The organism is Acidiphilium multivorum AIU301, from assembly GCF_000202835.1.
GTDB lineage: Bacteria > Pseudomonadota > Alphaproteobacteria > Acetobacterales > Acetobacteraceae > Acidiphilium > Acidiphilium multivorum.
Window position 1 is genome coordinate 685,354 of record NC_015186.1, and the last position, 12,458, is coordinate 697,811.

Below are 12,458 nucleotides of genomic sequence, written 5' to 3' on the forward strand. Positions count from 1 at the left end.
ACAGGGGAGAAAGACGAGGCTACCCAACGGTTCCCCAGCAGAGCGAGTGCATTCCATGACGATCCATCACCCGAATTTCGGCGCGGTCCCCGACGATCGCGTGTTCATCTTCGACACCACCCTGCGCGATGGCGAGCAGTCGCCCGGCTTCTCGATGAATCTCGACGAGAAGCTGCGCATGGCCGAAGCCCTCGCCGAACTCGGCGTCGACGTCATCGAGGCCGGCTTCCCGATCGCGAGCCAGGGCGATTTCGAAAGCGTGCGCCGCATCGCCGAAACCATCAAGGGGCCGGTCATCGCCGGCCTCGCCCGCTCGGGCCGCGACGACATCGTCCGCGCCGGCGAGGCGGTGAAGCCGGCCGAGCGCAAGCGCATCCACACCTTCATCTCCACCTCGCCGCTGCACATGAAATACAAGCTGCGGATGGAGCCCGACGCGGTGCTCGAGGCGGTGGTCCGCTCCGTCACCCTCGCCCGCGACTATACCGACGACGTCGAGTGGTCGGCCGAGGATGGCAGCCGCACCGAGCCCGATTTCCTCTGCCGCTGCGTCGAGGCGGCGATCCGCTCCGGCGCGACGACGATCAACATCCCCGACACGGTCGGCTACGCCGTGCCGGAAGACATCGCGCGGATCTTCACCATGCTGCGCGAGCGCGTCCCCGGCGCCGATGCGGTGATCTTCTCGACCCACAACCACAACGATCTCGGCCTCGCCGTCGCCAACACCATCGCCGCGATCAAGGCCGGCGCGCGCCAGATCGAATGCACCATCAACGGCATCGGCGAGCGCGCCGGCAATGCCGCGCTGGAAGAGATCGTGATGGCGATCCGCACCCGGCACGACGCGGTGCCCTACCGCAACAATATCGACACGCCGCGCATCCTGCGCACCTCCAAGCTGCTCGCCACCATCACCGGGTTCGACGTGCAGCCCAACAAGGCGATCGTCGGGCGCAACGCCTTCGCGCATGAAAGCGGCATCCACCAGGATGGCGTGCTGAAGAACGCGGCGACCTACGAGATCATGACGCCCGAATCGGTCGGCTGGCAGAAGACCAGCCTCGTGCTCGGCAAGCATTCCGGCCGCGCCGCCTTCCGCGACAAGCTGCGCGCCCTCGGCTATGGCGAGGTCGGCGACAACGCGCTGAACGACGCCTTCCGCCGCTTCAAGGACCTCGCCGACCGCAAGAAGCTGGTCTACGACGAGGACATCGCCGCCCTGTTCGACGAAACGGTGCTGCGCGACCAGAGCCGCATCCGCTTCGTCGCGCTGGAAGTCTGGGCCGGCTCGAAGGCGAAGCCCCGCGCCCGGCTCGAACTCGAGGTCGATGGCGAGATGAAGGTGCACGAATCGCATGGCGACGGTCCGGTCGATGCCACCTTCAACGCCATCCGCGCGATCTGCCCGCACGAGGCGGAGCTGAAGCTCTTCACCGTCGGCGCCGTCACCGAAGGTACCGATGCGCAGGCGAAATGCGGTGTGCGCCTCGAGGAAAACGGCAAGAGCGTCGACGGCCAGGGCTCGGATACCGACACGATCGTCGCCGCCGCCCGCGCCTATGTCCACGCGCTCAACAAGCTGATCGTCAAGCGCGAGCGCAAGGAACCGGCGGCGCTGACCGCCTGACCCGACCCCTTCTGGCGGGCGGCGCGATAGAGCATTTTCCGATCCTAATTGATCGGATGATGCTCTATCATATTGATAAACAGAGCATCTTTATCTGATCGGATGATGCTCTATCCGTCCGCCAGAAATTCCTGGAGAGCGGCCAGCGTCGCCTCCGGGGCTTCCTCGGCGAGAAAATGACCCGACTCGATGGCCTGCCCCTCCACCTGGCCTGACGCATATCCGCGCCAGATCTCCAGTGGATCGTAGAGCGCGCCGACCAGCCCGCGCGACCCCCACAGCACCTGCAAGGGGGCTGTGATCCGTTCCCGCCGTGCCCGGCTTTCGCGGTCATGGTCGAGGTCGATCGCAGCCGCCGCGCGATAATCCTCGCAGATCGCCGTCACCGTCGCCGGGTCGGCCATCGCCCGCCGGTAATCCGCCATCGCCGCCTCGTCGAACACCGCCTTCGCGGTCTTGTGCCGGGCGGTCTGCGACAGCAGCCAGTATCCGGCGTCGCGGTTGATCAGGTCTTCCGGCAGCGGCGCCGGCTGGGCGAGGAAGAACCAGTGATAATAGCCCATGGCGAAGCGCATGTCGGTGCGCTCGAAATGCTCGATCGTGGGAATGATGTCGAGCAGTGCCAAGCGCGAGATCCGCTCGGGATGATCGAGGGCCAGCCGGTGCGACACCCGCGCCCCGCGATCGTGGCCGACCAGCGCGAAGCGGCCGATCCCGAGATGTGCGACGAGGTCGACGATGTCTCGCGCCATGCGCCGCTTGGAATAGGCTTCGTGGTCCTCGCTCGCCGCCGGCTTGTAGCTCAGCCCATAGCCGGTGATGTCCGGGCAGATCACGGTAAAGCGCGAGGCCAGCGCGGGAGCGATCCGGTGCCACATGCAATGGGTCTGCGGCATGCCGTGCAGCATCACCAGCGGCGGCCCGCTGCCGCCGCTGCGCAGCCGGAACTGCCGCCCGTCGCCGAGATCGGCCGTCGTTTCGCTGAACCCCTCGAAAAACCCGCTCATCTCCGCTCCCGGCATGTGTTGGCGAACACCGCAAGCAGCGGTCCCGCCGGCACAGAGTGCCAGCAGGGTGCGGCCTTGAACAGGGCGGCGAGACGCGGCACCAGCGCGCGGCTGGCCCCATCCGCCTCGATCCGTGCGACGGCGATGCGCGGATACGGCCGTGCCGCCGCCAGCACCGCCGCTCCCGCCGCCCGTGCCACCAGAATGTGCATCTGCGCCGGCGCCGCCGCCACGAACGGTCCCGGCACGCCCACCCCGTCATTGCCGAACGGGACAATGACCAGCGTGCCCGCCGGCAGACGCGCCGCCGCCCGCACCATGCGGGCGGCCGGCTGCATCGTCGCCGGCGAAAGCGCGAGCCCCGCGACCGACGTCGCCCCGACCGCCAGCGAGGCGGCGAGCGCCCACGGCCGCCGCCGCAGCGAGGCGGCCAGCGCCAGCCCGGCGAAGGGCAGGCCGAGCCACACATAGCGCATCTCGAAAGGCTGGTTGCCGAACGCCGCGCCCAACGCCAGCAGGCCGAGCGGCGATGCCGCGAACCCCGCCGCGAGCAGTGCCCGGTCATCCCGCCCGAGCGCCCGCCGCCCGTCGTGAAGGACGAGGATCAGCAACCCGGCCAGCCCCACCCCTAGCACCGCCGCAACCGGCATTGCGAAGGCGGCCGGCACCTCGCGGGGCAGGGCGCCGAGCAACGCGCCGGCCTGGTCCCGCGCCAGCGCGCCCAGCGCCGGGGCGAGGCGAAACGGTGGAAACTGCCCCCGCCGCGACCCCGCCTGGGCGAGAAAAAACCACAGCCCCGCCGGCAGGAACGCCGCCCCGCCCAGCGCCGCCGCCAGCCACACTCGCCATTGCCGCCACGTCATCCAGGCCAGCCAGAGACCCACCGCAACCGCGGTAAAGCTGGCGAGGTAATTGCTGAAACACGCGGCCCCCAACAGCGCGCCGGCGCAAAACCCGGCGCGGGCGCTGCCGCCGCGCGCCGCGTCGATCGCCAGCAGCGTCCCCGCCATCGCGCAGAGCGTCGCCAGCGCGAAATCCCGCGCCACGATGCCGGTATAGGCGAAGCCGTAGAACAGCGTCGTGATCGCGATCGTGAGGGACGGGCTGATGCCCATCCGCAAGGCGATCCGCCCGAGCAGCGCCAGCGCGCCCAGCGTCTCCACGACCGAGAGCAGCCGCAGCCGGAACAGCCCGACCCCGAGCGCGTCGCGCCAGAGCGACAGCAGCCAGAAATACAGCGGCGGATGCACATCGCCCCGCCGCAAGCCCGTCGCAATCGCGCCGAACCCCGCATGGCCGCGATAGAACGCCCGCGCCGCGCCGGCGCCGAAGGGCAGGGCGGGCCAGTCCGGCCGCGGATGCCCGGCAACGAGGAAGACGGAATAGAACTCGTCATACTCGCCGCCGCGGCGCCACGCGATCGCGACGAGCAGGATCGCGGCGCCGCACAGCGCGGGCGCAAGGCGGGCAGGGCGCATGGCTTCAGCTCCGGGCTTACCCCGAATAGCAACCACAGGTTGTTGTTTCTGGCAACCCGGTCAGAGCATGTCCCGCAGCCGGAACCAGCTCGTCGCCAGCACCAGCGTCGGCATCCGCAGCAGCGGGCCGCCCGGAAACCGCGCATGCGGAATGCGGGTGAAGGTGTCGAACCGCTCGGCGCGGCCGGCCACCGCCTCGGCCATCAGCCGGCCCGCAAGCCCGGTCAGCGCCACGCCGTGCCCGGAAAACCCCTGGGCGAACAGCACGTTGCGGCCGAGCCGGCCGAAATGTGGCAGCCGGTTGCGGGTGATCGCGACATTGCCGCCCCACACATGCTCGGCCCGCGCATCCGCGAGTTGCGGAAAGGCCCGCTTCGCCCGCACCAGCATCGCCGCGCCGAGATTGGGCGGCGGCAGCGTGGAATAGGACACCCGCCCGCCGAACAGCATCCGGTCGTCGGCGCTGCGGCGGAAATAGTCGAGCACGAAATTGAGGTCCGCCACCGCCTCGTCATGCGGAATGAGATCGCGCACATCCGCCCGCGCCTCGGTCGCGACGATATAGGTGCCGACCGGCATCACATAGCCGGCGATCGGCCGCACCAGCGTGCCGAGATAGGCATTGCCGCAGATCAGCAAATGCCCCGTGCGCACGCTGCCGCGCGCCGTCTTCAGCACCACCTCATCCCCCGACGTGATCGATGCGACCCGCGTGCCCGTATGGATCACGGCGCCCGCAGCCATCGCCGCATGGGCAAGGCCAAGCGTGTAGTTCAGCGGATGGATATGGCCCGCGACCGGGTCGAGCAGCCCGGCGAGGTAGCGCGGGCTGCGCAGCCGCTCCTGCAGCGCCGCACCGCGCAGCAGCCGGAACCCCTCCAGCCCGAGCGCCTCGAGCTCCCGCTGCCAGGCTTCGAGCTCGCCCACCTGCCGGTCCTTCACCGCCACATGCAGGTAGCCCCGCCGCGGGTCGCACGGCATCGCGAACCGCGCGATCTGCGCGTGCACGAGGTCCACCGCCTCGAGCGACATCTCCCACAGCGCCTTCGCCACCGAATCGCCGGCGAGCCGCCGGAGCTTGCCGAGATCGGCGGCGAAGCCCGGCAGCACCTGCCCGCCATTCCGCCCCGAGGCGCCGAAGCCGATGCGCTCGCCCTCCAGCACGACCACGCGATAGCCCCGCTCGGCGAGGTGCAGCGCCGCCGAGCATCCGGTCATTCCCGCGCCGATGATCGCGACATCGCAGCGCAGGTCGCCTTCGAGCGGCGCCGTCGTCGCGTCATACCGCGCCGTGGTCTCGTAGTAGTTCGACAGGGCCATGCGGTTCAGACGTTCAGCAGCAGGTGTTCGCGTTCCCACGAGCTGATCACCCGCAGATAGGTCTCGTATTCGAGCCGCTTCACCGCGACGAACACCTCGACGAGCTTCTGCCCGAGAATGTCGATCAGCGGCCGCGCCTGTTCCATCATCTCGAGCGCGTGCGAGAGTTCGCGCGGCAGCGAATAGGGTTGCGAATAGGCCGAGCCGCGGAAGGCCGGAGTCGGCGTCAGCCCTTCCATCATGCCGAGATAACCGCAGGCGAGCGAGGCGGCGAAGGCGAGATAGGGATTCGCGTCCGCCCCCGGCACGCGGTTCTCGACGCGCATCGCGCCGGCCTCGCCGTAAGGCACACGCAGGCCGCAGGTCCGGTTATCATGCCCCCATTGCAGGTTGATCGGCGCGTTGGAAAACCGCGTGAGCCGGCGATAGGAATTCACGTTCGGCGCGAAGATCGGCATGATCGCCGGAATGTATTTCTGCAATCCGGCAATGAAGGAAAGAAAAAGCTGGCTCGGCCGCCCGTCCTGGTCGGCGAACAGGTTTCGCCCGGTTTCGAGGTCGACCACGCTCTGGTGCACATGCATGGCGCTGCCCGGCTCCTGGCCCATCGGCTTGGCCATGAAGGTGGCATACATGTCGTGGCGCAGCGCGACCTCGCGAACCGTGCGCTTGAAGAGAAACACCTGATCGGCCCGGTTCAGCGGATCGCCGTGCAGGAAGTTGATCTCGACCTGGGCCGCCCCTTCCTCATGGATGAGCGTGTCGAGATCAAGTTCCTGCATTTCGCAGAAATCGTACATCTCCTCGAACAGCGGATCGAATTCGTTCACCGCGTCGATCGAGTAGGATTGCCGCCCGGTTTCCTGCCGCCCGGAGCGGCCGACCGGCGGCACTAACGGGTAGTCAGGGTCGGTATTGCGCCCGACCAGATAGAACTCCAGTTCCGGCGCGAGGACGGGTTGCCAGCCACGCTCCTTGTAGAGTTCGAGCACATGGCGCAGCACCTGCCGTGGCGCGATCGTCACCGGTCGGCCATTCGAATACTGGCAGTCGTGGATGATCTGCGCTGTCGGCTCATGCGCCCAGGGCACGAGGCGGACGGTCGCGGGATCGGGGATCAGGTTGATGTCGATGATCGCAGGGTCGGTCAGCGTGTCTTCCGGGTCTTCCGGATATTCTCCCGTCACGGACTGGATGAAAATGCTCTCCGGCAGGCGAGGTGCGCCGCCGCGAAGGAATTTCTGCGCGGGCATGATCTTGCCACGCGGGATGCCGGTAATATCGGGAACCAGACACTCCACTTCAGTGATGCGGTGTTCGTTGAACCATTCGGCCAGGTCGGTCATGTGTGCCTCAGGAGCAGTCCCGGCGGGAACATGATGTTCCACCGGCGACGATGCCCGGTTTCGGATGTGTGGCGTGGGGTCCGCGGTCCCGCCGCCACGGTTCCGGCGCGCCCGGCTCGGGCGCGCCGTCGTCGTTCAGTGCTGGCGGACCGCGGTCCAGATCGCACCGAATTCCTTGGTCTGCGCCGGCGTCAGCGCGGGAATGAAGCTGAGCCGCTTCATCTGCGCCGCGGTCGGCGTGACCAGCGGCTGCTTGATGGCCTTGTCGAGATACGGCTCCGAGGCCGCATTCGGGCTCGGATACATGTTGAAGTTCGACAGCTCCGCCCCCTCCTTGGCACCGAGGATGAAGTTGATGAACTTGTAGGCGAGCTCGGGATTCGGTGCGTGGGTCGGGATCGCCATGTTGTCCACCCAGGCCTCCGAGCCTTCCTTGGGCAGGATCCAGCCGATATTGAGGCAGGTCTTGTCAGCATAGCACTGCGCGACGCTGCCGCTCCAGGTCATCCCGATCGCGACGACGCCCTTCTTGAGCTGCTGCATCGTCGGATCGCCATCGACGAAGCCGGAGAAGTTCGGCCGCTTGACCTGCTTCTCGATCAGTTTCGCCGCCTTGATCCAGGCGGCCTTGGTCTTGCAGGCGAAGCCCTCGCCGAGATAGGCGCAGGCCGCCCCGATCAGATCGCGCCCCGAACCCTTCATCATCGAGAACGGGTAGCTCGCGTTGTATTTCGGGTCGAACAGTGCTGCCCAGCTCTCTGGCGGGTTCTTGATCTTGTCCTTGTTGTAGCCGATCACGATCGTGCCCCACTGATAGGGGACGACGTGAGTGTCGTGCGGATCGTAGCTGACGTTCTGGAAGCGCGGCAGCAAATTCTTGAAGTTCGGCAGTTTGGACTTGTCGAGCTTGCGGATCAGCCCCTGCTGGACGAGCTGCGGAATGTAGTAGCTCGACGGGACGACCACGTCATACTGCGAGTCGCCGCCGGCACGCAGCTTCGCGTCGAGTTCGGAATTCGAATCGTAGTACGTCTGCACGACATTGCAGCCGCAATAGGCCTCGAACTTCTTGATCAGGCCCTTGCCGATATAGTCCTGCCAGTTGAACAGGTAGAGCGTCTTGCCCGCGGCATGCGCGGCCGGCGCGCCACCGCCGATCGCGATGAGCGCGGCAAGCGCACCTCCCGCGATCTTCCCCATGAGTCCCTTCATCAAAAACCTCCTGTAGCGTTGATTCATCCGCGTTGCCGCGTCGTCATCCGTTGCCTGTGCGGCTCGTCCGTCTCAGTCTCCAGGTCGCGCGACGAGCTTTCGCGCCCGGTTTCTCGTGAACATGTATTGCAGCAGCCCGGTGCCGATGACGGTGGCGATCATCAGCGTGGCCAGCGCGTTGATGTCGGGCGACACGCCCTTCCGCGCCACCGCGCTGTAGATGTAGATCGGCAGCGTCGTGCTGCCCGGCCCGGCGGTGAAGAAGCTGATCGTGAAATCGTCGATCGACAGCGTGAAGGCGAGCAGGAAACCGCCGATGATCGCCGGCCGGATCACCGGCACGGTCAGGTGCAGGAAGGATTGCCGCGCATCGGCGTAGAGATCGTGCGAGGCCTCGAACATGTTGGGATCGAGCCCCGACAGCCGCGCGAACACCACGAGGGCGACGAACGGTGCCTCGAAGGTGACATGCGCGATGCCCATCGTCAGCAGCCCGGCGGCCAGAAATCCGGTCGCGCTGTGGATGAAGCTGAAGAAGATCAGCTCCGAAATCCCGAACACCAGGCTCGGCATGATGATCGGCGTGTAGATGATCAGGCTCGGCAGCGCGCTGGCGATGCCGGTCGCGTTGCGGTCGCGGTAACGATAGAGGCCGAAGCCCATCAGCGTGCCCAGAGCCGTCCCCAGGATCGAGGAGCCGATCGCCAGCGTCAGCGATCGCCGGAACGCCGCGATGACCTCGGGCGAATGCAGCAGGTCGGCATACCAGTAGAAGGTCTGTCCCTTCGCCAGCGGCGGCGGCGCGAAGGAAAAGATCGCGATCAGAAGGAGCGGCGCATAGAGCAGCAGATAGACCGGCAGGCTCATCGCCAGCAGCGAACGGCGCGTCGATTTTCCCATCGAGATGGCCATCATCCGCGCCTCACATCATGCTCTCTTCGGCGCCGCCGAGCCGCTTGCTCAGCACGCGGAAGGCGAGCAGCCCCGCACAGGTGAACACCAGCATGAAGATCGTCAGCGCCGCCCCGTAGGGCCAGTTCGGCGTTTCCAGGAACTGCGAGGCGATCAGCGAGCCGATCATCATCGACTTGCCGCCGCCGAGCAGCGTCGGCACCACGTAATCGCCGAAGGCCGGGATGACGACGAGAATGATGCCCGAGAGCAGCCCCGGCAGCGTCTGCGGAAACACCGTGTTCCAGAACAGCCTGGGGCCGGAGGCGTAGAGATCCCGCCCGGCCTCGACCAGCGCCCAGTCGAGCTTCTCCGCCGCGGCGTAGAGCGGCACGACCATGTAGGGCAAATAATTGTAGGTCAGCCCGATCTGCATCGCGAGCACGCCCGGAAACAGGCCGAGATGCGGCTGCAGCAGCCCGAGCGACTGCACGAGATGCGACAGCGCCGATTCCGGCCCAAGCAGCTCCATCCACGCATAGGTCCGCACCACCTGGTTGGTCCAGGACGGCAGCACGATGAACAGCAGCAGAAGTGGCCGCGCCGCCGGCGGGCGGGTGACGATGTAGAACACGACCGGATAGGCGAACAGCACGGTCAGCACGCCGGCGCTCATTGCCTGGATGAGCGACCGCACGAGCACCGTGATGTTGCCGGAACTCCAGCCCAGGATCGAATAGCCGGCAACCTCGCGCAACGGCTGCAGGGTTAGCGGCAATTCGGGTCCACCATAGCTGCCCGAGGTGAAGAAACCGATGCCGAGCAGAATGGCGCTCGGCAATACGAGGAACAGCACGATCCAGGTGAGGCCCGGCCCGGCGGTGACCCAAAGCCGCAAGGCGCGGCCGAGGCGCTCCGCCCGCGCGGCACTGCCTCGCCGTGCGTCTGCCGTCGTTGCGCTCATGAGCCGATGAGCACGATATTTTCGGGCTTCAGCTCGCAGGTCACCGCCTCGCCGGGCCGCCAGCTGCGTTCGGCCGCCTGGTTGTTGGTGTCGTAGACGAGCAGCGGCGCGCCATTTTCCAGCTCCACCCGGTACTGCGTCGAGGCGCCCATGTAGATCGCCTCGCGCACCACGCCGGCAACCATGTTCGGCCGCCCCGTCGGTGCGCCGCTTTCGCTGTACATCCAGATCTTCTCGGGCCGGATCATCGCCGTGCCGGAGGCCGGATCCGGGTTGCCGATCGCCAGCGGTCCGAGCGGCGTGTCGATCAGCCCGCCGGGCAGGGCGGTGACTGGCCAGATATTCGACAGCCCCAGGAATTCGGCGACGAAAACGCTCGAAGGCCGCTCATACACATCAAGCACCGGTCCGACCTGGAGCAGCCGCCCGCGCTGCATCACCCCGATCCGGTCGCTCATCACCAGCGCCTCGTGCTGGTCGTGGGTGACGAAAATGAAGGTCATGCCAAGCCTTTTCTGCATCCGCATCAGCTCGACCTGCAATTCCGCGCGCAGCTTGGCGTCGAGCGCGGAAAGCGGTTCGTCGAGCAGGACCACCTCGGGCTCGTTGACCAGCGCGCGGGCGAGGGCAACGCGCTGGCGCTGCCCGCCGGAAAGCTGCGCCGGATTGCGATTGGCGAAGGCGTCGATCTGCAGCAGTTCCATGATCCGCCGTGTCCGCTCGCGCCGTTCAGCCTTCGCGACCCCCCGCATCCGCAGCCCGAAGGCGATGTTCTCCGCCACCGTCAGATGCGGGAACAGCGCATAGGACTGGAACACCGTGTTCACCGGACGGCGATGCGCCGGCACCGCCTGCATCTCTCGCCCGGAGACCAGGATGCGTCCGGAATCGGGTGTCTCGAAACCGGCGATCATGCGCAGCAACGTGGTCTTGCCGCAGCCGGAAGGGCCGAGCAGGGTGAAGAATTCGCCTGGATGTATCACCAGATTGATGCGGTCTACGGCAACGACATCGGCGGCGAAAACGCGGCTGATGTCTTCGAGGACAATCTGGCCGCGTCGATCGGCCACGGCCGGTTCGCTTGCTGCGTCGTGCGGTTTCATGGCCGCCGAGACTACCGGGCCCGCCATCAGCCGCAAGCCCCCGTTGATGACGTTCGCGCGGCGCCACGGCGTTCCGGCGCAGTAATCCACTTCATGCGATCTCCCAGCTTTCGGGCAGGTGGTCCCTGCCGGACGGTTCGGTTCTTGTGCTGGCTTATGCTCCCAATGCGCAAAGCATCGCGAAAGTCGCGACGGTCGTCAAGAATAATCAACGACAAAATATCATGATGTCGAAATTTCCCGGGACGGCACAGGATTTCGGTTGAAAGATTTGGTCTTTCTTTGCGGAATGTAAGCGACGATCGCGTAAGCTGGTTGCGCGAGCGGGATGGCGCGGCTAGGCTCTGATTATTATTCTAAACACTACAGCGTCGCGAAAGGATTCTGTCCATGCTGATCGGCGTTCCGCGGGAGATCAAGAACAACGAATTCCGGGTCGGCCTCACGCCCGCTTCGGTGCGCGAGCTGCACGCAAACGGCCACCGCGTGCTGGTTGAAACCGGCGCGGGGGAGGGGATCGGCATGGACGATGCGGCCTATGTGCGCGCCGGTGCCGCCATCGCCGCGGATGCCGCAACCGTCTTTGCCGAAGCCGAGATGATCGTGAAGGTGAAGGAGCCGCAGCCCGAGGAATGCCGCCGCCTGCGCCCGGGTCAGATCCTCTTCACCTATCTCCACCTCGCCCCCGATCCGGAGCAGGCGAAGCTGCTGATGCAGTCGGGCGCCATCGCCATCGCCTACGAAACCGTGACCGACGCGCAAGGCCGCCTGCCGCTGCTGGCGCCGATGAGCGAGGTCGCCGGCCGCATGGCGGTGCAGGTCGGTGCCGTGTCGCTGCAGAAGGCCGCAGGCGGCTTCGGCGTCCTGCTCGCCGGCGTGCCCGGCGTGCCGCCTGCCCATGTGGTCGTGCTCGGCGGCGGCGTGGTCGGCACTAACGCGGCCCGCATCGCTCTCGGCATGGGCGCCGATGTCACCATCCTCGACAAGTCGATTGCCCGCCTCGCCCAGCTCGACGATCTCTACGGGCCGCGGCTGAAAACGATGTTCTCCACCACGGAAGCGCTGGAGCAGACCGTCTTCAACGCCGATCTCGTCATCGGCGCGGTCCTCGTCCCCGGCGCCTCGGCGCCGAAGCTGGTCACGCGCGACATGCTCGGCCACATGCGCCGCGGCGCCGTGCTGGTCGATGTCGCGATCGACCAGGGCGGCTGCTTCGAGACCAGCAAGCCCACCACGCACGACAACCCGACCTACGTGGTCGACGGCGTCGTGCATTACTGCGTCGCCAACATGCCGGGCGCCGTCCCCCGCACCTCGACCTTCGCCCTCGCCCAGGCGACGCTGCCCTACGCGCTGCGCCTCGCCAGGCAGGGCTGGCGCGAGGCCCTTCGCGCCGATCCGCATCTGCGCGCCGGTCTCAACGTCGCTAACGGGCGGATCGTCCACCCGGCGGTCGCCGCAGCCCTCGGTCACGACCTGCTGCCGGTCGAGCAGGTTCTCGCCTGAG

10 protein-coding genes are annotated in these 12,458 nt (G+C 66.9%); 2 read left to right on the plus strand and 8 right to left on the minus strand.

Translation table 11 applies throughout. The features are described 5' to 3' along the window. The first annotated feature begins 55 nt into the window (after positions 1 to 55). Positions 56 to 1,630 (plus strand): 2-isopropylmalate synthase, encoded by a 1,575-nt coding sequence (locus tag ACMV_RS02995; protein ID WP_007423002.1) that lies wholly within the window; start codon positions 56 to 58, stop codon positions 1,628 to 1,630. A 110-nt stretch (positions 1,631 to 1,740) separates the two neighbouring features. On the opposite strand, the gene ACMV_RS03000 is transcribed toward ACMV_RS02995, so the two are convergent. From ACMV_RS03000 to ACMV_RS03035, 8 genes are all read right to left on the minus strand, one after another. Continuing rightward, the gene (locus ACMV_RS03000) at positions 1,741 to 2,637 is read right to left on the minus strand and encodes an alpha/beta fold hydrolase (protein WP_148360973.1); all 897 of its coding nucleotides are present in this window, start codon (positions 2,635 to 2,637) and stop codon (positions 1,741 to 1,743) included. Further along, complete coding sequence (locus tag ACMV_RS03005) at positions 2,634 to 4,115, minus strand: glycosyltransferase family 39 protein (RefSeq protein ID WP_013639509.1); 1,482 nt, start codon at positions 4,113 to 4,115, stop codon at positions 2,634 to 2,636. The genes ACMV_RS03000 and ACMV_RS03005 overlap by 4 nt, the downstream gene beginning before the upstream one ends. 60 nt (positions 4,116 to 4,175) lie before the next feature. Beyond that, entirely contained in the window at positions 4,176 to 5,435 is a 1,260-nt protein-coding gene (locus ACMV_RS03010; protein ID WP_013639510.1) for an NAD(P)/FAD-dependent oxidoreductase, read from the minus strand. 5 nt (positions 5,436 to 5,440) lie between these two features. Beyond that, on the minus strand, positions 5,441 to 6,781 hold the full coding sequence (locus ACMV_RS03015) for a glutamine synthetase family protein (protein ID WP_007421362.1): 1,341 nt from the start codon (positions 6,779 to 6,781) through the stop codon (positions 5,441 to 5,443). 135 nt (positions 6,782 to 6,916) lie between these two features. After that, positions 6,917 to 7,993, minus strand: a complete 1,077-nt coding sequence (locus ACMV_RS03020) for a polyamine ABC transporter substrate-binding protein (RefSeq protein ID WP_013639511.1) — start codon at positions 7,991 to 7,993, stop codon at positions 6,917 to 6,919. A gap of 72 nt (positions 7,994 to 8,065) precedes the next feature. Next, the gene (locus tag ACMV_RS03025; protein ID WP_231844474.1) at positions 8,066 to 8,905 is read right to left on the minus strand and encodes an ABC transporter permease; all 840 of its coding nucleotides are present in this window, start codon (positions 8,903 to 8,905) and stop codon (positions 8,066 to 8,068) included. Positions 8,906 to 8,915: 10 nt separating this feature from the next. After that, positions 8,916 to 9,848 carry an ABC transporter permease gene (locus ACMV_RS03030; RefSeq protein WP_007421365.1) on the minus strand — a complete coding sequence of 311 codons (933 nt, stop codon included), beginning with the start codon at positions 9,846 to 9,848 and terminating at the stop codon, positions 8,916 to 8,918. Further along, positions 9,845 to 10,918, minus strand: a complete 1,074-nt coding sequence (locus tag ACMV_RS03035) for an ABC transporter ATP-binding protein (RefSeq protein WP_231844475.1) — start codon at positions 10,916 to 10,918, stop codon at positions 9,845 to 9,847. Before ACMV_RS03035 ends, ACMV_RS03030 begins: the two co-directional genes overlap by 4 nt. 423 nt (positions 10,919 to 11,341) lie before the next feature. On the opposite strand from ACMV_RS03035, the gene ald reads away from it, so the two are divergent. Further along, complete coding sequence (ald, locus tag ACMV_RS03040; protein WP_013639513.1) at positions 11,342 to 12,457, plus strand: alanine dehydrogenase; 1,116 nt, start codon at positions 11,342 to 11,344, stop codon at positions 12,455 to 12,457. Position 12,458 lies beyond the last annotated feature (1 nt).